Consider the following 23,488-nt stretch of genomic DNA (forward strand, 5'->3'; position numbering starts at 1 on the left):
CATCGAAGCCGCCAGTCCCGTATGCTGACCGAGAAAGTTAGCGGTCGATAACTCGAAGGTGAGGAAACCATGAACTCAGGTTCTGTGATCGTCGGAGGCGCACGCACTCCGATCGGACGCATGCTCGGATCATTGTCCACGGTCAAGGCGACCGACTTGGGCGCCACCGCGATCTCCGGTGCGCTGGAGCGTGCCGGTATCACCGGCGGCGATGTGGATCGGGTGATCATGGGCCAAGTGCTTCCCGCCGGTTGCGGTCAGGGTCCGGCACGTCAGGCCGCCGCGGCAGCGGGCATCCCCATGGAGATCCAGGCCATCACGATCAACAAACTCTGCCTCTCGGGCATCCAGTCGATCATCATGGCCGATCAACTGATTCGCCTCGGCGAGGCCGATGTCGTGGTGGCCGGTGGTATGGAGAGCATGAGCCGGGCCCCGCACCTGCTGACCAATGGACGCACCGGTCACAAGTACGGCTCGTTCACCACGCTCGACCACATGGAGACCGACGGCCTGTGGGACGCCTTCATCGATGCGCCCATGGGCCTGCTGACCGAGCAGCGCAACTCCGGTGACCTCGAGGTGTCCCGTGCAGATCAGGACGCCATGGCCGTGCGCTCGCACCAGAAGGCAGCCGCAGGCGCGGAGCGTCTCGCCGAGGAGATCGTCGAGGTCCGCGTGCCGGGGCGTCGCGGTCAGGAGACCGTCGTCACCACCGATGAGGGTGTGCGCGCTGACACCACTGCCGAATCGCTGGGCAAACTGCGTCCCGCGTTCAGCAAGGAGGGCACCATCACCGCCGGCTCGGCGTCGCAGATCTCCGATGGCGCCGCTGCGGTCGTTGTCATGAGCCGTGAGGCCGCCGAGCGGCTTGGCTGCACCGTGATGGCCGAGATCGTCGCCGACGGTCAGGTGGCCGGACCGGATTCGTCGCTGCAGCTGCAGCCCGCCAACGCCATCCGGAAAGCCTTGGAGCGCGCCGAGATGGGTCTCGACCAGATGGACCTCATCGAGATCAATGAGGCCTTCGCCGCCGTCGGCCTGTCCAGTGCCCGAGATCTTGGACTCGATGAAGATGCCATCGAGGCGAAGTTGAACGTCAACGGTGGAGCCATCGCGCTGGGTCACCCGATCGGCGCTTCGGGAACCCGCGTGGTGCTGACGCTGATGCACGAGCTTGGACGCCGCGGTGGTGGCGCCGGCGTCGCTGCCCTGTGTGGTGGCGGTGGTCAGGGAGATGCCCTGATCGTCCGCGTTCCCTGAATGGTGGGTTCAGGTCTGTTCGAGCAGACACCCCGATGCCCGGCGAGTTGAGTCGGGCACCGGGGTGTCGTGCTGTATACATGCTGACGATGTCGTGGTTCTTCCCCCTCGCGCGGCATCGAGGAGGACGACGTGGGTACATGGGTCAAGAAGATCGTGTGGGCGCTGATCATCGGATTCGCGCTCTTCTATCTGGTGACGCGGCCCGAGGACGCCGCAAACGCTGTCAAGGGATTCTTCGGGGCGTTCGGAGCGATCTTCCGCTTCTTCACCGCACTCGCCAGTTGATGGCACGATGGCCTTCTACGACGAGTTCCTGCATCCGGACGTCGATCGGCTGCTGATCTCCGACCAGGGCGAGATCGTCGTCGACGAGGTCCGGCGTCATCCTGTGCGTATCGTCGTGCCGGTGTTGGGGATCGTGTTGGCGGCCTTCGTGTTCATGGCGATGCCCTTCGTCGCCGGGGTAGCCGGTGCTGGGTATCTGGTGCTCTTCATCATCGGGATCCTCTTGGTCCTGTGGGGCGTCTGGCGCATCCACAGTGAATACATGGACCGCTTCGTCATCACCAACATGCGAGTGTTCCGCGTCCATGGTGTCTTCACCCAACACGTGGCCACCATGCCGTTGCAGCGCATCCTCGACATCGCCGTCGAGCGCCCCTTCATGGGGCGGCTGCTCGGCTACGGGCACTTCGTCTTCGAATCCGCGGCTCAGGATCAGGGTCTGCGCGACATCCGGTTCGTCGGACGCCCCGAGGAGCGTGACCGCACGATCCAGCGCGTGATCCAGCGTTCGGGTGCCCGCAAATCGTTCGTCGACGGCAGTTGGTGACCAGCGTGCGCATCCTCGCGGTGTCCGACTCCGATTCGTACCTGAAGTGGAGCCATGCCCTGCTCCGACACGCGGCGAGCGATGAGGGACATCTGGTGCACGAGGTGGTGCTCAGCAATGTCCTGAGTCCCTCTGTGGACCAGATGATCGCAGCAACCGGAGGAACGGTGGACCGCGTGGGGATCATGGGCCTGGTCGCGCGGGTGCGTGCCCTGCGTCCCGATGCCGTGCTCGTGTCCTGTACCGGTCCGGCGCTCGAGGTCGTGATCGACACCCTGCACGCGGCCGGGCTGTTGGGCCCCGCGAACCCCGGACGGCCGGTGCTGGTGACCGGTTTCCCCGGCATCACGGTTCCGGCCAACGAGCTCGCCCTACGGTTCCGCCGTCACGTGGATCTGGTGATCGTCCATTCACGACGCGAGCTCCGCGAACATCGCGTTCTGGCAGCGTCGCTGGGGCTTCCCACGCGGTTCGCGCTCGCGCGTCTGCCGTTCCTGCCGGACTCCGCGGAGCCGGGCACAGCTGCAGCGAGGGGCGCGGCCAGAGATCGACAGGACGTGCTGTTCGCAGCTCAATCCCTGGTGCCGGCGCAGGAGGAGCAGCGTCGTGCCATTCTGGCGGCGCTTGCCGACGTGCCTGACGGAATGCGTCCCGTGGTCAAGGTGCGGGCAGTGGTGGGGGAACGGCAGGCCCACAACGAGGACCTGCCGTATGCCGAACTCGATCCCGATCCGCGCATCATGTTCCGCGCCGGGTCGATGGCTGATGCCCTGCAACGAGCCAGAGGGTTTGTCACGGTTTCGTCGACGGCGGTGCTCGAAGCACTCGCCATGGGAATCCCCAGCATCGTGCTCAGTGACTTCGGCGTCGATGATGCGATGATCACCACCGTGTTCACCGGTTCCGGACTGCTCGGAACGCTCGATGATGTGCGCGCTGGACGTTTCGCCCATCCCCATCCGGACTGGCTCGAGGACAATTACTTCCACAACCGAAGCGATGACGAGTGGCTCGACGAACTCGCACACCTGGTGTCAGAACCGAGGATGCCGGTGCACGTGGAACCATTCGGGGATGTGAAGACACGGGCGCGCCGGTGGGTCAGGGTGTGCGTGCCTCCGCGATGCGGTCGCATAGCTCCCGGACCGCTCCGCGGCCCGCGGGGAAGGTGAGCACCAGACGGGCCGCCGACCGCACCGATGCTGGGGCATCGGGGACGGCGATGGGCCAGCCCACGGCTGTCATGGCGTCAAGGGTTTCGACATCGGCCGAGACCAAGGCGGCGCGCTCGGGGGAGATGCCGTGCTCGTCCAGCCAGTCGGTGATGTCCTGCGCTGTCGACCCCGGCAGCGTGGTGAGCCCGAGTCTTTCCGGCGCAGGCGTGCCGAGTTTCTGAGGAAGAACAACCCAGGGAATGTCGATCTGGTTGAGCCCGATCACGTCGGCGCGGTCGATCGTGACCGCAGCGCCGTCACCCTGCCAGGCGCAGGCGCCGCTAGTGAGGATGCCATCGACGACGCTGAACACGACATCCACATCGAGCGGGAGATCTGCGGGCGGGCTGTCGAGGATGCCGGCGAAGGCATCGGCGAGAGCAAGCTCCTCGGCGGTGTCGATCTCGAGTGATGCCAACTCCGAGACCGGCACGACACGTGTCGTACCGAAGAAACGGTGCTGCGCACGGAGGAAACCCTTGACGTCCATCACGTAGAAGGCGCCGGTCTCACGGTAGTCCGGGCGCCGATCCTGGCGTCGGGGGCGGTGGCTGGCGTCGTGGTTCTGCCCCACCATGGGTCCGGTTCCCGGCGGACAGGAATCTTCTGCATCGCGCCACAGGAACTCGAAGGTCTCCACTCCGGAGAACACCGAGTCGGCCTCGCCGCCGGTCACGAGCTCGACACCGGCGTCGAGGTCCTTCGGTTCGAGGAAGGGGCTCGTGCACTGCACGAACACCAGGGTGCGTGGGTCGACACCGTGATCGGCGATTTCATCGAGCGCGTGCAGAAGCGCCGATTCGCTGGACGCGGTGCTGCTGGCGAGGTCTGCTGGGCGATGGATGATTTCGGCGCCCTCCGCACGTGCCACCTCGGCGATGTCGGCGGCATCGGTGGTCACGTAGACGTGGTCGATGAGCCGTGCTGCGCGGCAGGCACGCACGGCGCGACCGATCAACGGGACACCGCCGACGGGTTTGAGGTTCTTGCCCGGAACCCCCTGGGAACCTCCCCGGGCCGGGATGATCGCGACGGTGGTCATGCGCCGCATCCTAGGCTGCCCGCACGTTTTCCTTCATTGCGTCTGCGGGCGTGTCCCGCAGACGCAATGAAGGAGGATGCCCAATGCAGTGTTTGACCGGGTACCGAGACGCTCTGTGAAACGATCATGGATCAAACGCTGCATTGGGTCAGGCCATGCAGGCCAGGTGGCACTCCTTGTCGGTGGAGCGGTCAGCCCAGAACGCCGTCAACCAGCTTTTGGGCATCCGCCTGCACCGCAGCCAGATGATCGGGGCCGCGGAGCGTCTCGGCGTAGATCTTGTACTTGTCCTCGGTGCCCGATGGGCGAGCGGCGAACCAGGAGGTCTCGGTGGTGACCTTGAGGCCGCCGATGGGTGCGTCATTGCCAGGAGCGTTGGTCAGGATCGCGGTGATGGGCTCGCCGGCCAGCTCATCGACGGTCACATCGGATTTCGAGAGACCCTTGAGTCGTTCCTTCTGTTCCCGGTCGGCAGGCGCGTCGATTCGGGCATAGGCGGAAGCCCCGTGACGGGCCTCGATCTCGGCGTAGTGCTGCGAGGGGGATTTGCCGGTGACCGCAAGGATCTCCGAGGCCAGCAGACCCAGAATGATCCCGTCCTTGTCGGTGGTCCACGTCGAGCCGTCGCGGGTGAGGAATGACGCCCCGGCCGATTCCTCACCGCCGAAACCGATGTCACCGGATTCGAGGCCGGGCACGAACCACTTGAAGCCGACCGGCACCTCCACGAGGCGGCGCCCAAGCTCGGCAGCCACTTTGTCGATGAGGCTGGAACTCACCAGCGTCTTGCCGACACCCGCATCGGCGCTCCAGCCCTCGCGGTGACCGAAGAGATACTCGATGGCCACGGCCAGGTAGGCATTGGGATTTATCAGACCCGCATCGGGGGTGACGATTCCGTGACGGTCGGAGTCGGCGTCATTGCCGGTGGCGATGTCGTACTTGTCACGGTTGGTGATGAGGCTGGCCATGGCGTCGGGGGAGGAGCAGTCCATGCGGATCTTGCCGTCGGTGTCCAGCGTCATGAAGCGCCACGTGGGGTCGACCGCGGGGTTGACGACCTCGAGATCCAGGCCCCATTCCTCACCGATGCGGCCCCAGTACTGCACTGCCGCGCCGCCCATGGGATCGGCGCCGATGCGGACCTTGGCGCCACGGATGGCGTCCATGTCCACCACGAGGCCGAGCTCACGGACGTAGTTGCCGAGGTAGTCATGGATGGTGACTTCGCCGAAGGCCTTGGCGAACGCGGTCCGCTTGATCTGTGAAGGATCGGCGAGCAGTTCGTTGGCGCGGTCGGCGATCCAAGAAGTGGCATCGCTGCCGGCGGGGCCGCCATGCGGCGGGTTGTACTTGAAGCCGCCGTCGCGGGGCGGGTTGTGCGACGGTGTGACCACGATGCCGTCGGCCAGTGGCTGGGCCTTGCTGGTGTTGTGCACGATGATCGCGCGCGACACGGCCGGTGTCGGGGTGTATTCGTCCTCGCGCTCGCACCGCACGTCGACACCATTGGCGTGCAGGACTTCGATGGCGGTACGCCAGGCGGGCAGCGACAGGCCATGGGTGTCCTTGCCGAGGAACAGCGGGCCACGCACGTCCTGACTGGCGCGATATTCGACGATCGCCTGCGTCGTTGCCGCGATGTGGAGTTCGTTGAACTTGGTGTCCAGGCTGCTTCCGCGATGGCCGGAGGTTCCGAACGAGACGCGTTGGTCGGGGTCGGCGGGATCCGGCACGAGATCGTGGTACGCGGCGATCAGGGCGTCGATGTCGATCAGATCGGCGTCGGTGGCGGGCTTGCCGGCACGAGGATGACTCATGGGGCCAGCCTAGCGATGCGGCTTGGCTGACGATCCGGTGAGGTGCCCCGCTCGAGCGGGGCTGCGACGTGTTGGCACGGATGCCAGAATGAGGCCCATGACGACACCCGATAACACCAGTCGTGCCGATTTCAACCGCCCCGGAGCCGTGGACCTCTCCGCTTTGAAGCAGCAGGCCGAAGCGCAGAGAAGTGCCCCCAGCGGCGCTCCCGGTGGTGGAGCAGCCGGTGGTTATGTGGCCGATCTCGCTGACGTGCAGGAGCTGCAGGGATATCTGCAGTCTTCGATGCAGCATGTGGTGATCATCGAGTTCCACTCCGACCGCGCCGAGGGCGGCGCGCAGATGAGCCAAGAACTCAAGAGCCTGGCCAACGCCAGCGGTGGAAAGTGGCTGTTGGTGCGCGTCGATTGCGATCAGCACGCTGATGTCGCCCAGCAGCTCGGGGTCCAGGCGATCCCCACGGTGGTGGCCGTGATCGGTGGACAGCTCATGCCACTGTTCCAAGGCGTTCAGCCCGCCGACGCGGTCAAGCAGGTGGTCGATCAGGTGCTGCAGGCCGCGGTGGCCAATGGGATCGTCGGTCAGGCCCAGCCGATCGCCTCGCAGGTCGCGAGCGGAGAAAACGAGGAACCAGCGGCTGACCCTCGTTTCGCTGAAGCAGACGCCGCACTCGCACGGGGGGATTACGAGGCTGCGGTGGCCGCGTTCGACGAGGTGCTCGCGCAGACGCCCGGTGACGCCGAAGCATCCGCAGGCCGCGCGCAGGCATCGCTGCTGGCTCGGACCACCGCTGAAGAGCAGCCGAGCGAGGGGATCGACGCCGAGCTCGCCGCCGCCGATCGCGAACTGATGAGCGGTGACGCCGCCGCGGCCTTCGATCGACTCATCGCCGTGATCCGGACCACCTCCGGAGATGAACGCGATCGGGTGCGTGTGCGCTTGCTGGAGCTCTTCGAGACGCGGGGCGCGTCGGACCCGGCAGTGATCAAGGCGCGTCGGGATCTCACCAGCGCCCTTTTCTGATCAGAACGGATTCTGGGCAGAACGGGCCCCGAGCGGGGCGCGACCGGCGGTCAGGAGGCGTGACGTTCGATCACGTCGCCGACCGCCGGTAGTGCGTTCGTGACGAGTTTGGCGGCGCGTCCGCGCAGGCCGTGATAGGCCCGGCGCAGGGCTTCGCGTCGGGACGCCTCCGCGGAACGGTCTGTCACCTGGAGCAGGGCCTCGGCGACGGCTGGTCCGTCGGCAGCCAGGAAAGCACCGAAACCTCCGGTACCGGGGTAGTCCTCCCACCAGGGTTGGAGGGCGGCCGCGAACTCGGGAAGCAGATGGTTGATCGCGTCGGCCACGAACGTGGGGCGGACACGCTGGGCGAGCCCGTAACCGGTGCGCACGGCAGCCCCGGAGATTCCGGTGGTCGCCTTGACCTGTGTGGCGACGGCATGGTCGAGGTCGGTGACGACCCAGGGGCGTGTCGACGGGTCGAGCAGTTCATCGCGCAGGGCGGTGTCGGACATGTTCAATGCTCCTCGGGATCGGAAGGGTCGATGTCGGACGCTACCGGCATGCCGTCCTCCAGCATCAGGGTCTGGCCATCATCGAGGTCGAGGGCCTGCTTGATACGGGCGGTGGAGCGTTCGCTCATGACGTCGCCGAGATCATCGACCGATACCCAGTGCAGGGAGGCGATCTCAGACTCTTGGCGCCGAAGGCCGGCGATCTGGGCATCATCGATAGTGCCGCCGTCGTAGAGGAACTGCAGTGCGTCGTCCCATCCCAGGGCCGGTGGCAGCCAATCGACGATCCGCAGCGCCGGGGCGGTGATCTCCAACCCGATCTCCTCGGCAACTTCGCGAATGACCCCGATACGAGGTGATTCGTGCTTCTCCACCACGCCGCCGGGGAGTTCGTAGTCGGGCTTGTAGTGCGTATTGCACAGCAGGATGCGGCCACGTCGATCGCGGAAGATGCAGTGGGCGATGACACGTTTCGTGGCCAGCACCGAGTTCATGACGCCGGAGAACCCGCCCTGGCCAGTGACGATGTCGCCGACCAGACGCGAGTAGAGCACCACATCGACGTACCCGTCATCGGTGGCCATGGCGTCACGCCGCACTCCCTCCTGACGGAAGCCTGCCCGGATGACGGCGCGGCGTGCCTTCACGTCGGGAGCGGGCAGCCCGACCTCGACCCGGTGGACGCCGCGACCGATCAGCACATCGTCAGCGGCCATGCTGACGGCTCGATCGAGCGTCTCCTGATTGACGGCGGCGCTCCACTCGAGCCTACCGATATGGCCGTTCACGTGCACTTTCACCTGAAAATCTGTCACGTCTCGAGCCTCCCATGGTCGATGGAAGGGGAAAGCAGTGGGGCATTGAGAGTGCGGTTCGGCCCGGATCCGGCGTTCGGTGGTCGGCCGTGATGCCGATGGAGGTGTCCTAGGCGAGGGCATGATGGAGACGTTCGTTTTTCCATGGCAAACGGTCGAATCTCCGAAGTTCGTATTCATCCCAGAGCTATGCGCTTGTCGAATCTGGATCTGGGAGATCTGCTTTCGCATACGGAAAAGATGGTGGATGCATTCACGGAACCCGACGGTGGCATGGGTGAGTTGGGGGATCGTGTCGCTTCAGTGCGGGTGGATCTGGAAAAATCAATGCGTGAATGTATGCAGGGTCTCACCAACAGGCAAAGCGATCGGGTGCTCCATCGCGCTTGACAAGGGCCACATCACGTCAGGCGAGAGCAAACCGACGAGCTGCGTTGAGAGATCAGCCATCCCCGCGGCCGAACGGGAAGTCGGTGGAAGAGTGTCCATTCGCCAGCACTCGTGAAGGAGGTTCGGGAGCGACCACCGGTCTTGTTCCGTCTGCGGAACAGAACTACCAAGGTGGAGTGCTGTCGCAGTTCTATCGGAGGAACGGTGTCGATCCGGGAGATGCCTTCGAGGTAGAGAGGATTCCATGACCACAGGTGTCTTGACTCAGAGGCTTGCCGAATACGCCGACCACCTCACGCAGTTGCCAATGCCGCACCTCGTGTCGCGATTGCGTCCGGGAGCATCCTCCGAATCCGTCCGAGCGACATTGGCACATCGCGGGATGCAGGCTCCGGAGGAGTTGGTCGAGCTCTATTCATGGCACGATGGCACCGAAACCACGCCCGAGCTTCGGGGGTCTTCGCTGTGGTTCACGCCGCCATATTTCTTCGCTTCATTGGCCACGTCCGCACAGATGTACGACGAGCTCATGGCAGCGCCGGGGCGTTGGGACGCGTCGTGGTGGCCCATTGCGTTTGACAATGCGGGGTCGTATCTCAATGCCGTGTGTTTCGATGAGCCGAATACGGTCGCGCCGGTCCTCGAATACTGGACCGAGACACACGAGGAAGCCGTTATTCACGTATCGCTGGAGCGGTGGATCGCGACGCTCAAAGCCGGTATGGCCAGCGGTGCGATCCATGTCGCCGCAGATGGTGGGCTGGATGTCGATGATGCCCAGTATCTCGATGAGATCGGCCCGGCCCTGAACCCTGGTGTGCCGTTCTGGCACGAGTAGTGGATCGTCGGTTGTTGATCTGACGTGTGGCTTCGTTCGCTTGGTGGCGGGGTTTTTGCAGCGCTCCGTGGCGGTCTTGTTGCCGCGATCACGCAGGACTGGCTGCAGGTAGGTGTCGCGGTCTGAACCGAGAGGGGTGCGCCCGGTCGGGGCCGTTTGGATCGCTGCCGCTACGTCAGAGTCCGAAGGCTCGGCCGCTGACGAGGATCACGATGCCGAGGCCGATGAGAACGATGGGGAAGAGGATGTGCTCCCAGCGTTCGAGCACTTCGGCGATCGGGGGGCGGGTGGCGACGAACTTTGCCAGGGCCACCAGGACCGCGACGAGCGCGAGGAAGACGATGCAGTAGGCGACTACTGCGAGAGGTTCCACGCTGAGGAAGACAGGGGTGTAGACGCCGATGTTGTCGCCGCCGTTGGCAAGGGTGACGCCTGCGACTGTCCACACGCCGACCTTCTTGCCGGCAACCTTGGCCTCGTCGTCATCGTCGTCATCGTCTCCGCGCCAGGCCTGCCATGCGGCCCAGAGGCCGAGGCCCAGAGGGATGAGACCGAAGTACGGGATGGCTGCCGAGGGCAGGAATGCTCCGGCACCGATGGTCACCAGGACCGCGGCACCGAGGATGCCGGCGAATCCGAGGTACTGGCCGGCCAGAATGCGGGCGGTAGTGCCGCGCTGGCCTGCCCCTCGCGCGAAGAAGAGGGAGAGCACGATGATGTCGTCGATGTTGGTCGCTGCGAACAGGCCCATCGCCTGCAAGACCGAGGTGAGGATCATGCGCCCTCCCCAGCTGCGTCGCATCCGGGAAGCGAGCAGGCGGGATCGATGCACGGGGCGTCTTCGTCCACTGCCAGGGTGGCATCGACCAGTGCCGTCAGCGCCTGCGCCAGGTGCGAATCGGCGATCTCATATCGTGTCCGACGACCCTCGGGCTCGGAGACGACGATCCCGCAATCGCGCAGGCATGCCAGGTGGTTGGACACGTTCGGGCGTGTCAGGTCCAGATCTCGGGCCAGTTCCGCCGGGTAAGCGGGATGGTCGAGCAGGGTCAAGATGATCCGGGATCGAGTGGGGTCGGCCAGTGCACGACCCAGGCGGTTCATCACGTCGAGACGCGAAGCAATAGTCAGCATGGACTGAACTGTACAGCACGAACTGAATACTCGGTCACAGGCGTCAGCCCAGATCGCATGCCCGTAAGGGGAGCCCTCACCGGACACCACCGCTACTTATCGAGAGGAACGACGGCACGCCTGGCGGGCTGTCCCGTAAGACCCGTCCGGTGAACTGTCCGGTGAAGGGAGGCTATATGACACACATGGAGAGCATGTCCCCCTTGAAGGTCGGCTATGCCCGAGTCTCCACCGACGAGCAGGACCTGACCGCGCAGCGTGACGGACTCGCGGCGTTCGGCGTCGATCCCAAGCGCATCTACGTCGATCACGGGCTCACGGCACGGGCCGCAACGCCGACCGTGAGGGCCTGCGGCAGGCGCTGGCTGCCTGTCGGGACGGCGATACGTTCGTGGTCACCAAGCTCGATCGGCTGGCGCGTTCAGTCCGTGATGCCCACCAGATCGCCGACGACCTCGCGGCGCGGGAAGTGAAGCTGAGCATCGCCGGATCGGTGTACGACCCGACCGACCCGATGGGGAAACTGCTGTTCAACGTGCTGGCGATGGTCGCCGAGTTGGAAGCCGACCTCATCCGTGCCCGCACCCGCGAGGGGATGAAGGTCGCCAAGGCCAAGGGCCGGCTGCGCGGGAAGTCACCGAAACTCACCCCCCGGCAAGAAGCTCATCTCGTCCAGCTACATGCCGCCGACGAGCACACCGTGGGCGAGCTGGCCGAGCTGTTCAGCGTGGGCCGCTCCACGGTCTACCGCGCCCTTCAGCGCGCCGAGCGCGGGCGCGAGAACGCCTTGCAGTAGGTGCGTCGTGGACGCTCGAGCGCGGTGGCGAATCCTCAGGCTCCACGTCGAGGACCAGGTGCCCCTCGCGCGCTTAGCTCGCGAGACCGGTGTAGGGCTGCGGACCCTGGATCCCGGCATGGTCACCCTCGCCCTGGAGGGCGCAGCGTCCTACCGCGACAAGCACGAGCTGGTGCTCCGCCGGCAAGCAGAGCTGCCCAACGCGATGTGGCAATCCGATCACACCATGCTCGACATCCTGGTGGTGGGCACCGACGGCAAGCCCGCACGGCCATGGCTGACAACGATCCTCGACGACTTCACCGACGCCCAAGCCATCGCAGCCATCGCACGGATCACCCGCGGCAACTTCCGGCTCCTCGAACGCCTCTTCCCCCAGATCCAGCGGGTCCTGAAGATCAACGAACTCGACACCATCACCAACGACGTCATCGAAGCCGCACAGAGCACCCTGGTCATCGGTGTCACCTGACCCCGCCACGAAGCGACCGAAGAACCCCGCCATTCAGCAGACGAAGTCACAGATCTGACGGGCGTTGAGAGCCGTCAGATCATGGATTTCGGAAGTTTCAGCGGGCGACGGGGATTTGGGCCGGATCGCGCCGTCCCCACACCGCAGCGATCACTCCACCGGTGATGTTGGCCCAGACAGCGGCGATGGCGCCGGCGATCGCGGCCTCGGGAGTGAAGTACTGGGCCGCGAGCCCGGAGGCCAGCCCGGAATTCTGCATACCGACCTCGATGCTGATCGTGCGTCGTGCGGGTACCGAAGAACGGAACACCGACGCCACCGCGTGCCCGATGATCAGCCCAGCGGCGTTGTGCAGCATGACCGCGAAGAACATCAGCAGTCCGGCGGTGGCCAGCGTCTCCGAGGACGCGGCGACCACTGCGATGGCCACGAACGTGATCATGAGCGTCGAAGCCCAGGGGAGCAGGGGTGTGACCTTCTGCACCACGGCAGGAATGAGGGCCCGGAGGATCAGCCCGGCAGTGATGGGCACAACCACGATCTGCACGATCGACATGGCCATCGAACCGGCTTCCACCGGAAGGTACTGACCGGCGAGCCACAGCGTGAGGATGGGGGTGACGATGGGGGAGAGCAGGGTGGAGATCGAGGTCATCGTGACCGACAGCGCGACATCGCCCTTGGCCAGGTACGCCACGACATTCGAGGCCGTGCCGCCCGGAACACAACCCAACAGGATGAGGCCGGCGGCGAGTTGATCCGGGAGATCGAGCACGCGTGCGATGAGCAGGGCTGTGAGCGGCATGATCGTGAACTGAGCCAGCACGCCCATGAGCACGACGAGCGGACGCTTGAGCACCAGGGCGAAGTCGGGGATGCGCAGCGTCAGGCCCATTCCGAACATGATGAGCATCAGCCCGTAGGGCACGTAATCGCTCCACGAGGCGAACGTGCTCGGGGTCAGGAAAGCGATGACGCCGCCAGCCAGGATCAGGAGAGGGAAGACAGTGACGGCGATACGCCCGCTGCGCTGAGAGCGCGCGATCGTCTCCTCATCGACGGCCTGGTGGTCGAGGGTGTTGTTCGGCATCGTTGCTCCTGATCGGCGGGAATGCCACATGCTGGCATGGGAAAGTGCTCAGGGGAAGGCGTTCCACGGAACAAACAGGTCGCCCTCAACCCCAGAGCTGCCGAGCGAGTGCGGCGATGGCGACCACGACGATGACTCCGCGGAGGATCGCGTCGGGCAGGCGTTTGGCCAAGTGGGCACCGAAATATCCGCCGATGAGCGAACCGATCGCGACGAGGGCCGTGCCGATCCAGAAGATCTCGGCTCCCCACACGAAGTGGGCCACCAGATAGACGGCAGCGGCCGAGGCGTTGACGATCAAGGACATCTGGTTCTTCACCGCGTTGACATCACCCAGTTTGCGTCCGGTGCCGACCGACAGGATCGCCATGTAGAGGATGCCCTGAGCTGCGGTGAAAAACCCTCCATAGATCGACGCGAGGCCCATCGGGAGGACCAATGCTGGGCGCCGGTAGGGACTCTTGTTGCCCGCATTTCCTCCGGAAGCCGAGTCCGGGGCCGCCGCCTCAGCACGTCGCGCCTGACGCTCCTTGAGCGTCTTGGTGAGTCGAGGCTGGCTCACGACCATCACGAGGGCGACGCAGATCAGGATCGGCACCACGACGTCAAGGGTTCCGGGCGACGCCTTGAGAAGCAGGAGCGAGCCGCTCATCGCGCCGATCAACGTGGCGATCGACAACGGTCGCAGGTTGGGGCGCTCGGCCTGGATCTCCTTGCGATAGCCGGCGACCGCCCCGACGGTGGAGAAGACCATGCCGGTGGTGTTGGTCCGTACCGCCACGCCCGGAGGCAGGCCCGCAGCCATCAGAACCGGGAGCGTGAGCAAAGAACCGGAACCGACCGCAGCATTGATGGCCCCGGCGACGGTGGCAGCCACCAGTAGCAGGACCATGGTGATGGGATCCATCTGCTTCTTCGACCGTCCTTCCGCATCGATCGTCACCTCGTCAGCCCGTTTCGGCTCGGCCTTTCGAGGTGAGGTTACTGCCAGATTCGGGGTTGCGGAGCCTGTCCATGCACGCGCCGGGATGAACGACACACGGTCGCCGGGGAATCTCCGGTAGAGTCGTCTTGGTCCAGACGCGTTTCACCGGAGCCCACCTGGGCCGCCATGGTTTTCGAAGTCCGATGAAGCTGGTGGAAGGACTGGTGCTGGGTGACTGGATCACATGGAGTTCGGGCGTGTCTCGTTCTGGAGGACGGGCGCGTATTCGAGGGGGAATCCTTCGGAGCCGAGGGGGAGACGTTCGGAGAGATCGTCTTCACCACCGGTATGACCGGATATCAGGAGACGCTGACCGACCCGAGCTATCGACGCCAGGTGGTGGTCGCCACCGCGCCGCATGTGGGCAACACCGGATGGAACCAGGACGATGACGAATCCGCTCGTATCCAGGTGGCCGGGCTTGTCATCCGTGAACGTTCGCCGATCGCGTCGAACCACACCAGCACCGGCACGCTCGAGGATCAGCTCCGCCAGCAGGGGATCGTCGGCATCAGCGGTCTCGACACCCGTGCGCTGACGCGTCACATCCGCGAACGCGGTGCGATGCGCGTCGGTATCTCCACCGAGAGTTCCGCCGATGATCTCCTGACGCGGGTGCGTCAACAGCCGGAGATGGCCGGACTCAATCTGATCTCCGAGGTCTCCACCACCGAGGAGTACGTGATCGAACCCGTCGGGGAACACCGCTTCACCGTGGTGGCGTTCGACCTCGGCATCAAAGCCATGACCTCACAACGACTCGCGGCTCGCGGTTGCCGTGTGCACGTGGTTCCGGCCGACACATCGCTCGACCGCGCCAAGGAACTGGGGGCCGACGGTGTCTTCCTCTCCAATGGACCCGGCGACCCGGCGACCGCCGACGCGCAGGTCGCGTTGACCAAGCAGGTACTCGACGCCGGGATCCCGTTCTTCGGCATCTGCTTCGGTAACCAGATTCTCGGCCGCACCTTGGGCTTCGCCACCACCAAGCTCCCGTACGGGCACCGCGGCATCAACCAGCCGGTGCTCGATCACACCACCGGACGGGTGGAGATCACCGCCCAGAACCATGGATTCGCCGTGGTCGACGAAGGCGCCCCGCGTGAGACGCCGTGGGGAACAGCGACCGTGAGCCACACCTCGCTGAACGACGACGTGGTCGAAGGACTCGAACTCCGCCGGGGCGACCGCCTCGTGGCCTTCTCGGTGCAGTACCACCCCGAAGCCGCAGCCGGCCCCCATGACTCGGCTCACCTGTTCGACCGGTTCTGCGGTCTGATGGCCGACGCCCGCAACAACGCCCAGGAGGCCTGATGCCCAAGCGCACCGACATCTCGTCGATCCTCGTCATCGGATCGGGGCCCATCGTCATCGGTCAGGCCTGTGAGTTCGACTACTCCGGCACGCAGGCCTGCCGCGTCCTCCGGGAGGAGGGCTACCGGGTGATCCTGGTGAACTCGAACCCGGCGACGATCATGACCGACCCCGAACTCGCCGACGCCACCTACATCGAACCGATCACCACCGAGTTCATCGAGAAGGTCATCGCCGCCGAGCGCCCCGACGCGATCCTCGCCACCCTCGGCGGGCAGACCGCACTGAACGCGGCCATGGATCTCGACGCGGAGGGCATCCTCGAGAAGTACGGTGTCGAACTCATCGGCGCATCGATCGACGCCATCCAGCGCGGCGAGAACCGTGAGGAATTCAAGGACATCGTGCTGGGCCTCGACCTCCCCGAGGGAACCGCCGACGTCGCACGATCACGCATCTGCCACACCCTCGACGAAGTGCTGGCCGCCGCCGACGAACTCAACTACCCGGTGGTGCTGCGCCCCAGCTTCACCATGGGCGGTGCCGGCTCCGGATTCGCCCACGACGAAGCCGAACTGCGACGCATGGCCGTCGCCGGTCTCGAGGCCTCGCCGGTCACCGAGGTCCTGATCGAGGAATCCATCCTCGGATGGAAGGAATACGAGCTCGAGGTCATGCGTGACCGCAACGACAACGTTGTGATCGTGTGTTCCATCGAGAACCTCGACCCCATGGGCGTCCACACCGGTGACTCGATCACCGTCGCCCCCGCCATGACGCTCACCGACCGCGAATACCAGCGTATGCGCGATGTCGCGATCGGTGTCATCCGTGCCGTGGGCGTCGACACCGGCGGTTGCAACATCCAGTTCGCCGTCAACCCCGCCGACGGCCGACTCATCGTCATCGAGATGAACCCGCGCGTGTCGCGCTCCTCGGCCCTGGCGTCCAAGGCGACCGGCTATCCGATCGCCAAGATCGCCGCCAAGGTCGCCGTCGGCTACACCCTCGACGAGATCGACAATGACATCACGTCGCGTCCCGCGATCGATGACATCACGTCACGTCCCGCGAGCACCTCGGGCCGACGACATACCCCAGCGAGCTTCGAGCCGACGCTCGACTACGTGGTGGTGAAGGTTCCACGGTTCGCCTTCGAGAAGTTCCCCGGGGCCGACGATCAGCTCACCACACACATGAAGTCGGTGGGTGAGGCCATGTCCATCGGCCGTAATTTCACCGAAGCCCTCGGCAAGGCCCTGCGGTCCAGTGAACGCAAGGGCCACGAGTTCTGGCTCGCCGATGACGGCTCTGCGCCGGAGGACGGTGAACTCGAGCTGCTCATGGCCGAGATCGTGCGTCCGCACGATGGCCGTCTGGTCAAGGTCGAACGTGCTCTGCGCTGGGGAGCCAGCGTCGCCGACGTGCACGAGGCCACCGGCATCGACCCCTGGTTCCTCGAACAGATCGTCCTCATGCAGAAGGCCGGCGAAGCAGTTCGTGATGCTTCCCCATTGACCGCGGACGTCCTGCGCCAGGCCAAGCGTCACGGCATCAGCGATGTCCAGATCGCGCACCTGCGCGGCACGACCCCCGATGTCATCCGCGGAGTCCGTGCTGCGCTCGGTGTCCGGCCGGTCTTCAAGACAGTCGACACCTGTGCCGCCGAATTCGCCGCACTGACGCCCTATCACTACTCGTCCTACGACGAGGAGACCGAGGTGCGCCCCCGTGAACGTGAGGCTGTCATCATTCTCGGCAGCGGTCCCAACCGCATCGGGCAGGGCATCGAGTTCGACTACTCGTGTGTGCACGCCTCCCTCGCACTGTCGGAGGCCGGCTACGAGACGGTCATGATCAACTGCAACCCCGAGACGGTCTCGACCGACTACGACACCTCCGACCGCCTCTACTTCGAGCCGCTCACGCTGGAGGACGTCCTCGAGGTGTACGAGGCCGAGCGAGCCGCCGGCCCGGTGGCCGGTGTGGTGGTGCAGCTCGGTGGCCAGACGCCGCTGGGCCTGGCGCGTCAGCTCAAGGACGCCGGCGTGCCGATCGTGGGCACCACACCGGAGGCGATCGACCTCGCCGAGGAGCGCGGAGCGTTCGGTGCCGTCCTGGATGACGCCGGACTGCCCGCGCCCAAGCACGGCATGGCCCGCAGCTTCGAGCAGGCACGCACCATCGCCGCCGAGATCGGTTACCCGGTTCTCGTGCGTCCTTCGTACGTGCTCGGTGGCCGAGGCATGGAGATCGTCTATGACGATGCCGCCCTTGCCGACTACATCGAACGCGCCACCGAAGTGACCCACGAGCACCCCGTGCTCGTGGACCGCTTCCTCGACGACGCGGTGGAGATCGACGTCGACGCCCTCTACGACGGCACCGAGCTCTACATGGGCGGGATCATGGAACACATCGAGGAGGCCGGGGTGCACTCGGGTGACTCCGCGTGTGCGATGCCGCCGATCACCATGGGAACCGAGACCATCGAGGAGATCCGCCGGTCCACCCACGCCATCGCCGATGGGGTCGGGGTCCGCGGCCTGCTCAACATCCAGTTCGCACTGGCTTCGGACACCCTCTACGTGCTCGAAGCCAATCCGCGCGCGTCGCGCACCGTGCCGTTCGTGTCCAAGGCCACCGCGACACCGTTGGCGAAGGCCGCGGCACGGATCATGCTGGGCGCGACGATCGCAGAACTCCGCGCCGAGGGCATGCTCAAGCGCGAGGGTGATGGTTCCCACGTGGCGGAGGACGCTCCGGTGGCAGTGAAGGAAGCGGTTCTGCCGTTCCAGCGCTTCCGCACCGTGGATGGCGATTCGGTCGACCCGTTGCTCGGCCCCGAGATGAAATCGACCGGTGAGGTCATGGGCTTGGCCACCACCTTCGGCGCCGCGTTCACCAAGGGAGAGGCCGCTGCCAATGGGCCACTGCCGCAAAGCGGCAAGGTCTTCGTCTCGGCAGCCAACCGCGACAAGCGCCATGCGATCTTCCCGATCAAGCGACTCGCCGACCTCGGCTTCGAGATCCTCGCGACGCGCGGCACCGCCGCGGTCCTGCGCCGCAACGGCGTGCCGACCACGACGGTCCGCAAGCACACCGAGGGGCCCGGCCCGAACGGCGAGCCGACGATCGTGCAGCTGCTGATGGACGATCAGGTGGATCTGGTCTACAACACGCCCCACGGTGCGAGCCGTGGCGGCTCACCCCGCACCGACGGTTACGAGATCCGCGGAACCGCGATCGCCCATGGAATCCCGTGCATCACCACGACGCCCGGGTTGTCGGCTGCGGTGCAGGGGATCGAGGCCCTGCGTCGTCAGAGCGAGGGCGAACCTCTCGGTGTCCGTTCCCTGCAGGACTGGCAGCCGTACATGCGCCAAGATGCTTCGTCGGCCGCGACTGAGGGGATCAAGTGATCCGCGCCGAACTGCCGGAGAACGCACCATCCCTGGCGGAAGCGGCTTACCGCCATCTCCTGCGGCCGGCCCTGTTCCGGGCCGGAGGTGGCGATCCCGAGGTGGCGCACGAACGCACCATGGCCGCGGTGCGGCGCCTGGCGCACAACCGTGCCGCCCTGGCGCTGGCTCGTCTGATGCACGAACGCTCCACGCGTCGTGTGCAGGTGGCGGGCATGACCTTCAACGGACCGGTCGGGCTGGCGGCAGGGCTCGACAAGTTCGCGGTGGGCACCCTCGCCTGGGAGGCTCTCGGGTTCTCCCACGTGGAGCTCGGCACCGTCACCGCCCGGCCGCAACCGGGAAACCCTCGCCCTCGATTGTTCCGTTTGATCGAATCCCGCGGGATCATCAACCGGATGGGCTTCAACAACCCCGGAGCCGATGCCATGGCCGCCAGGCTCCGTGCCGATGGCGTCATGCGAGGAAATGGTGCGGCGGGGATCCCCGTGGGTATCTCGCTCGGCAAGACCAAGCTGACGCCGGTCGAGGACGCCGTGGACGACTACCTGTATTCATTGGATCGGCTGGCGCCCCATGCCGACTACGTGGCGATCAACGTCTCCAGCCCGAACACACCGGGTCTGCGTGGTCTTCAGGATCGCGGCGCGCTCGACGCCCTGGTCGACGCCCTGACCCATCGTGCCGCTGAACTCTCCGCTGACCCGGTTCCGTTGTTCGTGAAGATGGCACCCGATCTCGATGACCGGGGGATCGACGATGTGCTGGAGGTCTGCATCGACAGGGGAGTGGCCGGTGTCATCGCCACGAACACCACGATCTCCCGTGAAGGCTTGGCTGTGGCGGACCAGACCGTCGCCGCAGAAGCGGGCGGCCTCTCCGGCGCTCCGCTGCGCGAACGTTCCCTCGAAGTGGTCCGTCGCTGTGCGCAGCAGGCCGAGCTTCCGGTCATCGGAGCAGGTGGCATCATGTGTGCTGACGATGCGCGGGCGATGCTGGACGCCGGGGCGTGTCTCGTCCAGATCTACACGGGCTACATCTATGCCGGACCCGGTCTGGTCAACGACATCAATAGGAGCATCCGACATGACTGAATCGTTCCCAGAGCGTTTGCAGAGTCTGACCGCCGAGCGCGGACAGCTCTGCGTGGGAATCGATCCCCACCTGAGCGTGCTGGAGGCGTGGGGCCTGCCGGCCACCGTCGAGGGACTCGAGAAGTGCGTCCGGGCGATGCTCGACGCCACCGTGGGAGCGGTGGCTGTCGTCAAGCCGAACTCGGCGGCGTTCGAGGTCTTCGGGGCGGCTGGTATCGCCGTTCTGGAGCGTGCCATCGCCGAGCTTCGTGAGTCGGGCGTGCTCGTGCTCCTCGATGTGAAGCGCGGTGACATCGGCATATCCATGGACGACTACGCTCGTGCCTACCTCGAGGAAGGGGCACCGCTCTCGGTCGACGCGATCACCGTGAATCCTTTCCTGGGCATCGGGTCGCTCAAGCCGGCCATGGAGCGTGCCCGTGACAATGGCCGCGGCCTTTATGTGCTGTGCCGTACCTCGAACCCCGAGGGCGGTCAGGTGCAGACGGCGTGGGCCGGGAAGTACTCGGTGGCCGAACGCATGGTGCAGGAAGTGCTGGAGGCCAACCGTCCCGACATATTCGGCCCCTTCGGGTTGGTCGTCGGTGCCACGTTGCCGGAGCTGGATGTGGATCTCGCGGAATTCAACGGGTCCATCCTCGCTCCTGGTATCGGTGCGCAGGGGGCGACGCTCGAGGGCGTCCGCGAACTGTTCGGTGAGCTGTACCCCAAGGTGCTCCCCACTGCTTCGCGTGCTGTCATGCAGTCGGGGCCCGACGTATCTGCACTGGCCGAGGCGATCGACGCATTGCGGGGCTGACATGGAGCCGGATGTACCGGCTTTGAGCAGTGAGGAGCGTATCCGTGCCCGCGCGATCGCGCTCGAGGTCCGGAGGCGCCGCGCTGATGTGAAGCAACAGCTGCGCGATGGTGTCATCGATCTCGATGACGTGCTCGATCTTGCCCGGGGCGACGACGTGGTGGCGCACATCCGCGTCATGGACATCCTCCGGTGTCTGCCGCGTATCGGGGAGGTTCGTGCAACTGGCATCATGGAGCAGTTGGGGATCGCCCCGAACCGTCGACTGCGCGGGCTCGGGGACAACCAGAGATCCGGACTGCGCAGGGAAGCGAGCAGAGCATGGCGGTGACGGTCCTTTCGGGCCCGGCAGGTGTGGGCAAGGGCACCTTGGTGAACGAACTGAGGCGTCGTCACCCCGAGGTGTGGCTCTCGACATCGGTCACCACGCGAGCGCCGCGTCCGCGGGAGGTGGACGGCAAGCATTACCACTTCATCACAGAGAAGCACTTCGATGAGCTGCTGGAGGTCGACGGGCTGCTCGAGTGGGCTCTCGTGCATGGGGCCGCCCGCTACGGTACGCCGCGTGCTCCCGTCGACGAGGCGGTGGCCAACGGCCATCAGGTGCTGCTGGAGATCGAATTGCAGGGGGCCCGGCAGATCCGACGTTCGATGCCCGACGCGTGTTTCGTGTTCGTCGCACCACCCTCGTGGGACGAACTGGTACACCGGCTCGTCGGTAGGGGGACCGAATCGGAGGCCGAGCGGGAACGGCGTCTGGCCACTGCCCGCGTGGAGATGGCGGCCGAAGGAGAATTCGACCACGTCGTGGTCAACGATCGAATTCCCCGAGCGGTGGACGAATTGGTAGGCTTGATGGGATTGCGCAGCGAGGACGCCTGAATCGTGCTTCCCAGCACGGCGACCAGACGCCGCCAGCAGCGCAGCCAGAAAAACTCTGTACGAGAATTACGTGAGGACGATCTTGACCACTCCCGTGCCCGAGGGCATCACCAATCCGCCGATCGATGATCTGTTGGCCAAGGTCGGCTCCAAGTACGAGCTTGTCCTGTTCGCCTCGAAGCGAGCCCGTCAGATCAATGCCTACTACTCGCAGCTCGGTGAAGGCCTGCTCGAGAACGTCGGCCCGCTCGTGGAGACAGGGATCCAGGAGAAGCCGCTGACCACGGCTCTGCGTGAGATCAACGCCGATGTGCTCGAGGCCCACGAGGTTGATCCCGAAGCAGAGGCCGCCGCAGCGCTGGCCGCCCAGAGCGACCCGGATTTCGGAACCGACCTCGGTGACGATTTCTCGGCCGCCGATCTTTCGGTGGAGGATCTGGGCGACCTGACCAACGAGCCCGGCCCCGACGCGTCCTGACCGTTCCATGGCCCGCATCGTCCTGGGAGTCGCCGGAGGCATAGCCGCCTACAAGGTGGTGGAGGTGCTCCGGCGCCTTCGCGAGTCGGGTCATGACGTTCGTGTGGTGCCCACCGAGGCGTCGCTGAATTTCGTGGGCGCCGCCACCTGGCAAGCCCTCTCGGGTGAGCCGGTGCAGACCGCCGTGTTCGAGGACACCGACCAGGTGGCGCACGTGCAACTGGGTCAGACCGCAGACCTCGTTGTCATCGCACCAGCGACCGCCGACCTGATGGCGCGCGCCACCACCGGGCGGGCCGACGATCTGCTCACCAACGTTCTGCTCACCTCGCGCGCACCGGTGGTCATGGTGCCGGCGATGCACACCGAGATGTGGCAGCATCCTGCGACACGGGCCAACGTGCAGACGTTGCGAGACCGTGGTGTCGTGGTGGTCGATCCGGCGGATGGTCGTTTGACCGGTAGGGACTCCGGGCCCGGGCGGCTTCCCGAGCCGGTGGACATCTGTCGGATCGTCGAATCCTTTGTCGAATCAACCGGACACGTGGTGCATGCTGCAGGTCAGGATCTGGCCGGGCGTCATGTGGTCATCAGCGCCGGGGGCACACGGGAAGCACTGGATCCGGTCCGTTTCCTCGGGAACGCGTCTTCGGGGCGTATGGGTATCGCTCTCGCCCGGGCCGCACGGGTTCGGGGAGCCGAAGTGACACTCGTGGCCGCCAATGTGACCGAGCCGATGCCGTGGGGCTGCCGAATCATCCCGGTGACCTCCACCGCCGATCTCGATGATGCGATGCGAGGCGCGGTGGTGGACGCCGATGTGGTGGTCATGGCGGCAGCCGTCGCCGATTACCGGCCGGCCGAGGTGGAGGCGACCAAGCAGAAGAAGACAGGTGACAAGGGCGTCACTCTCGATCTTGAACAGACGCAGGATGTGTTGGCGGGGCTCGTGGCGCAGCGTGCGGAATCGGCCGATCCGGCACGCAGGGCTCAGACGATCGTGGGCTTCGCCGCCGAAACCGCATCGGGGGAGGCGCTCGACCAGCTCGCCAGGGCGAAGCTGCAACGTAAGGGCTGCGATCTTCTCGTGGCCAATGACGTCACTTCGGGCGCCGTCTTCGGGGCGGCCGACACCACGGTCCACGTCTACACCCAAGGCTCGTCCGGCCCGTCGGCAGGCGGATCGACGTGGCGGGGGAGCAAGGGAGTCGTGGCACACCAAATCCTCGATTCCATCTTGAAATACAAGATGGAATCTCAGTAGTCGGTCAATCCGCGCGAAGGTGG

At 65.5% G+C, this 23,488-nt stretch carries 26 protein-coding genes; 18 read left to right on the plus strand and 8 right to left on the minus strand.

The features are described from left to right. Positions 1 to 69: 69 nt before the first annotated feature. From FB460_RS00285 to FB460_RS00295, 4 genes are all read left to right on the plus strand, one after another. Complete coding sequence (locus FB460_RS00285) at positions 70 to 1,263, plus strand: acetyl-CoA C-acetyltransferase (protein WP_142092161.1); 1,194 nt, start codon at positions 70 to 72, stop codon at positions 1,261 to 1,263. A gap of 132 nt (positions 1,264 to 1,395) precedes the next feature. Continuing rightward, entirely contained in the window at positions 1,396 to 1,551 is a 156-nt protein-coding gene (locus FB460_RS12970; protein ID WP_170209879.1) for a hypothetical protein, read from the plus strand. Between the two features lie 7 nt (positions 1,552 to 1,558). Further along, positions 1,559 to 2,098 (plus strand): PH domain-containing protein, encoded by a 540-nt coding sequence (locus FB460_RS00290; RefSeq protein ID WP_142092162.1) that lies wholly within the window; start codon positions 1,559 to 1,561, stop codon positions 2,096 to 2,098. A 5-nt stretch (positions 2,099 to 2,103) separates the two neighbouring features. After that, positions 2,104 to 3,270: a DUF6716 putative glycosyltransferase gene (locus FB460_RS00295; protein ID WP_142092163.1), complete on the plus strand. Its 1,167-nt coding sequence runs from the start codon at positions 2,104 to 2,106 to the stop codon at positions 3,268 to 3,270. Here FB460_RS00295 and FB460_RS00300 read toward each other — a convergent pair. Then, on the minus strand, positions 3,200 to 4,354 hold the full coding sequence (locus FB460_RS00300) for an acylneuraminate cytidylyltransferase (protein ID WP_142092164.1): 1,155 nt from the start codon (positions 4,352 to 4,354) through the stop codon (positions 3,200 to 3,202). The genes FB460_RS00295 and FB460_RS00300 overlap by 71 nt on opposite strands. Before the next feature lie 191 nt (positions 4,355 to 4,545). Further along, complete coding sequence (pgm, locus tag FB460_RS00305; RefSeq protein WP_142092165.1) at positions 4,546 to 6,174, minus strand: phosphoglucomutase (alpha-D-glucose-1,6-bisphosphate-dependent); 1,629 nt, start codon at positions 6,172 to 6,174, stop codon at positions 4,546 to 4,548. Between the two features lie 97 nt (positions 6,175 to 6,271). On the opposite strand from pgm, the gene FB460_RS00310 reads away from it, so the two are divergent. After that, a complete protein-coding gene (locus FB460_RS00310) occupies positions 6,272 to 7,198 on the plus strand; it encodes a tetratricopeptide repeat protein (protein ID WP_246044181.1) in 927 nt (308 codons plus the stop codon). 50 nt (positions 7,199 to 7,248) lie between these two features. Here the strand turns inward: FB460_RS00310 and FB460_RS00315 are convergent, their stop codons facing one another. Together FB460_RS00315 and FB460_RS00320 are read right to left on the minus strand one after the other, a co-directional pair. Further along, entirely contained in the window at positions 7,249 to 7,692 is a 444-nt protein-coding gene (locus FB460_RS00315) for a DUF6918 family protein (protein WP_142092166.1), read from the minus strand. A 2-nt stretch (positions 7,693 to 7,694) separates the two neighbouring features. Further along, complete coding sequence (locus FB460_RS00320) at positions 7,695 to 8,507, minus strand: NUDIX hydrolase (protein ID WP_170209880.1); 813 nt, start codon at positions 8,505 to 8,507, stop codon at positions 7,695 to 7,697. Between the two features lie 335 nt (positions 8,508 to 8,842). Between FB460_RS00320 and FB460_RS13475 the strand changes: the two genes are divergently transcribed. Together FB460_RS13475 and FB460_RS00330 are read left to right on the plus strand one after the other, a co-directional pair. Continuing rightward, complete coding sequence (locus FB460_RS13475) at positions 8,843 to 9,145, plus strand: NucA/NucB deoxyribonuclease domain-containing protein (RefSeq protein WP_142092168.1); 303 nt, start codon at positions 8,843 to 8,845, stop codon at positions 9,143 to 9,145. Next, positions 9,142 to 9,735 carry an SMI1/KNR4 family protein gene (locus FB460_RS00330; RefSeq protein WP_142092169.1) on the plus strand — a complete coding sequence of 198 codons (594 nt, stop codon included), beginning with the start codon at positions 9,142 to 9,144 and terminating at the stop codon, positions 9,733 to 9,735. The genes FB460_RS13475 and FB460_RS00330 overlap by 4 nt, the downstream gene beginning before the upstream one ends. A 175-nt stretch (positions 9,736 to 9,910) precedes the next feature. Here FB460_RS00330 and FB460_RS00335 read toward each other — a convergent pair whose 3' ends face one another. Together FB460_RS00335 and cmtR are read right to left on the minus strand one after the other, a co-directional pair. Next, positions 9,911 to 10,513: a cadmium resistance transporter gene (locus FB460_RS00335; protein ID WP_142092170.1), complete on the minus strand. Its 603-nt coding sequence runs from the start codon at positions 10,511 to 10,513 to the stop codon at positions 9,911 to 9,913. Continuing rightward, positions 10,510 to 10,869, minus strand: coding sequence for a Cd(II)/Pb(II)-sensing metalloregulatory transcriptional regulator CmtR (gene cmtR / locus FB460_RS00340; protein WP_006590980.1), 360 nt, complete (start codon positions 10,867 to 10,869; stop codon positions 10,510 to 10,512). The genes FB460_RS00335 and cmtR overlap by 4 nt, the downstream gene beginning before the upstream one ends. Positions 10,870 to 11,063: 194 nt before the next feature. Here cmtR and FB460_RS13225 point away from each other — a divergent pair, with 194 nt between their 5' ends. From FB460_RS13225 to FB460_RS13235, 3 genes are all read left to right on the plus strand, one after another. Continuing rightward, complete coding sequence (locus FB460_RS13225; RefSeq protein ID WP_281281814.1) at positions 11,064 to 11,342, plus strand: recombinase family protein; 279 nt, start codon at positions 11,064 to 11,066, stop codon at positions 11,340 to 11,342. Beyond that, positions 11,231 to 11,665 carry a recombinase family protein gene (locus tag FB460_RS13380; RefSeq protein ID WP_281281827.1) on the plus strand — a complete coding sequence of 145 codons (435 nt, stop codon included), beginning with the start codon at positions 11,231 to 11,233 and terminating at the stop codon, positions 11,663 to 11,665. The genes FB460_RS13225 and FB460_RS13380 overlap by 112 nt, the downstream gene beginning before the upstream one ends. 118 nt (positions 11,666 to 11,783) lie before the next feature. After that, positions 11,784 to 12,137 carry a hypothetical protein gene (locus tag FB460_RS13235; RefSeq protein WP_246044182.1) on the plus strand — a complete coding sequence of 118 codons (354 nt, stop codon included), beginning with the start codon at positions 11,784 to 11,786 and terminating at the stop codon, positions 12,135 to 12,137. A 97-nt stretch (positions 12,138 to 12,234) separates the two neighbouring features. On the opposite strand, the gene FB460_RS00355 is transcribed toward FB460_RS13235, so the two are convergent. Beyond that, positions 12,235 to 13,227, minus strand: a complete 993-nt coding sequence (locus tag FB460_RS00355) for a bile acid:sodium symporter family protein (RefSeq protein WP_142092172.1) — start codon at positions 13,225 to 13,227, stop codon at positions 12,235 to 12,237. An 85-nt stretch (positions 13,228 to 13,312) separates the two neighbouring features. Beyond that, positions 13,313 to 14,134 (minus strand): sulfite exporter TauE/SafE family protein, encoded by an 822-nt coding sequence (locus FB460_RS00360; protein WP_142092173.1) that lies wholly within the window; start codon positions 14,132 to 14,134, stop codon positions 13,313 to 13,315. Positions 14,135 to 14,383: 249 nt separating this feature from the next. Between FB460_RS00360 and carA the strand changes: the two genes are divergently transcribed. The 8 genes from carA to coaBC all read left to right on the plus strand — a co-directional run bounded on the left by carA (position 14,384) and on the right by coaBC (position 23,465). Next, entirely contained in the window at positions 14,384 to 15,526 is a 1,143-nt protein-coding gene (carA, locus tag FB460_RS00365; protein WP_142092174.1) for a glutamine-hydrolyzing carbamoyl-phosphate synthase small subunit, read from the plus strand. Next, positions 15,526 to 18,948, plus strand: coding sequence for a carbamoyl-phosphate synthase large subunit (gene carB, locus FB460_RS00370; RefSeq protein WP_142092175.1), 3,423 nt, complete (start codon positions 15,526 to 15,528; stop codon positions 18,946 to 18,948). Before carA ends, carB begins: the two co-directional genes overlap by 1 nt. Continuing rightward, a complete protein-coding gene (locus FB460_RS00375; protein WP_342775188.1) occupies positions 18,945 to 20,042 on the plus strand; it encodes a quinone-dependent dihydroorotate dehydrogenase in 1,098 nt (365 codons plus the stop codon). The genes carB and FB460_RS00375 overlap by 4 nt, the downstream gene beginning before the upstream one ends. Beyond that, on the plus strand, positions 20,035 to 20,841 hold the full coding sequence (gene pyrF / locus FB460_RS00380; RefSeq protein WP_142092176.1) for an orotidine-5'-phosphate decarboxylase: 807 nt from the start codon (positions 20,035 to 20,037) through the stop codon (positions 20,839 to 20,841). Before FB460_RS00375 ends, pyrF begins: the two co-directional genes overlap by 8 nt. A gap of 1 nt (position 20,842) precedes the next feature. Further along, positions 20,843 to 21,172, plus strand: coding sequence for an integration host factor, actinobacterial type (gene mihF, locus FB460_RS00385; protein ID WP_142092177.1), 330 nt, complete (start codon positions 20,843 to 20,845; stop codon positions 21,170 to 21,172). Beyond that, the gene (gmk, locus tag FB460_RS00390) at positions 21,163 to 21,723 is read left to right on the plus strand and encodes a guanylate kinase (protein WP_142092178.1); all 561 of its coding nucleotides are present in this window, start codon (positions 21,163 to 21,165) and stop codon (positions 21,721 to 21,723) included. Before mihF ends, gmk begins: the two co-directional genes overlap by 10 nt. Positions 21,724 to 21,805: 82 nt before the next feature. Then, positions 21,806 to 22,201, plus strand: a complete 396-nt coding sequence (gene rpoZ / locus FB460_RS00395; protein WP_142092179.1) for a DNA-directed RNA polymerase subunit omega — start codon at positions 21,806 to 21,808, stop codon at positions 22,199 to 22,201. Positions 22,202 to 22,208: 7 nt separating this feature from the next. Next, positions 22,209 to 23,465: a bifunctional phosphopantothenoylcysteine decarboxylase/phosphopantothenate--cysteine ligase CoaBC gene (coaBC, locus tag FB460_RS00400; RefSeq protein ID WP_142092180.1), complete on the plus strand. Its 1,257-nt coding sequence runs from the start codon at positions 22,209 to 22,211 to the stop codon at positions 23,463 to 23,465. Positions 23,466 to 23,488: the final 23 nt, after the last annotated feature.

This window comes from Propioniferax innocua (assembly GCF_006716235.1).
In the GTDB taxonomy this organism is placed as follows: domain Bacteria; phylum Actinomycetota; class Actinomycetes; order Propionibacteriales; family Propionibacteriaceae; genus Propioniferax; species Propioniferax innocua.

Coding starts and splice junctions, on each gene's coding strand:
- FB460_RS00285 (WP_142092161.1), top strand. CDS start 70: ATGAACTCAGGTTCTGTGATCGTCGGAGGCGCACGCACTCCGATCGGA.
- FB460_RS00290 (WP_142092162.1), top strand. CDS start 1,559: ATGGCCTTCTACGACGAGTTCCTGCATCCGGACGTCGATCGGCTGCTG.
- FB460_RS00300 (WP_142092164.1), bottom strand. CDS start 4,354: ATGACCACCGTCGCGATCATCCCGGCCCGGGGAGGTTCCCAGGGGGTT.
- pgm (WP_142092165.1), bottom strand. CDS start 6,174: ATGAGTCATCCTCGTGCCGGCAAGCCCGCCACCGACGCCGATCTGATC.
- FB460_RS00310 (WP_246044181.1), top strand. CDS start 6,272: ATGACGACACCCGATAACACCAGTCGTGCCGATTTCAACCGCCCCGGA.
- FB460_RS00315 (WP_142092166.1), bottom strand. CDS start 7,692: ATGTCCGACACCGCCCTGCGCGATGAACTGCTCGACCCGTCGACACGC.
- FB460_RS13475 (WP_142092168.1), top strand. CDS start 8,843: ATGTATGCAGGGTCTCACCAACAGGCAAAGCGATCGGGTGCTCCATCG.
- FB460_RS00330 (WP_142092169.1), top strand. CDS start 9,142: ATGACCACAGGTGTCTTGACTCAGAGGCTTGCCGAATACGCCGACCAC.
- FB460_RS00335 (WP_142092170.1), bottom strand. CDS start 10,513: ATGATCCTCACCTCGGTCTTGCAGGCGATGGGCCTGTTCGCAGCGACC.
- cmtR (WP_006590980.1), bottom strand. CDS start 10,869: ATGCTGACTATTGCTTCGCGTCTCGACGTGATGAACCGCCTGGGTCGT.
- FB460_RS13225 (WP_281281814.1), top strand. CDS start 11,064: ATGTCCCCCTTGAAGGTCGGCTATGCCCGAGTCTCCACCGACGAGCAG.
- FB460_RS13235 (WP_246044182.1), top strand. CDS start 11,784: ATGGTCACCCTCGCCCTGGAGGGCGCAGCGTCCTACCGCGACAAGCAC.
- FB460_RS00355 (WP_142092172.1), bottom strand. CDS start 13,227: ATGCCGAACAACACCCTCGACCACCAGGCCGTCGATGAGGAGACGATC.
- FB460_RS00360 (WP_142092173.1), bottom strand. CDS start 14,134: ATGGATCCCATCACCATGGTCCTGCTACTGGTGGCTGCCACCGTCGCC.
- carB (WP_142092175.1), top strand. CDS start 15,526: ATGCCCAAGCGCACCGACATCTCGTCGATCCTCGTCATCGGATCGGGG.
- pyrF (WP_142092176.1), top strand. CDS start 20,035: ATGACTGAATCGTTCCCAGAGCGTTTGCAGAGTCTGACCGCCGAGCGC.
- mihF (WP_142092177.1), top strand. CDS start 20,843: ATGGAGCCGGATGTACCGGCTTTGAGCAGTGAGGAGCGTATCCGTGCC.
- gmk (WP_142092178.1), top strand. CDS start 21,163: ATGGCGGTGACGGTCCTTTCGGGCCCGGCAGGTGTGGGCAAGGGCACC.
- coaBC (WP_142092180.1), top strand. CDS start 22,209: ATGGCCCGCATCGTCCTGGGAGTCGCCGGAGGCATAGCCGCCTACAAG.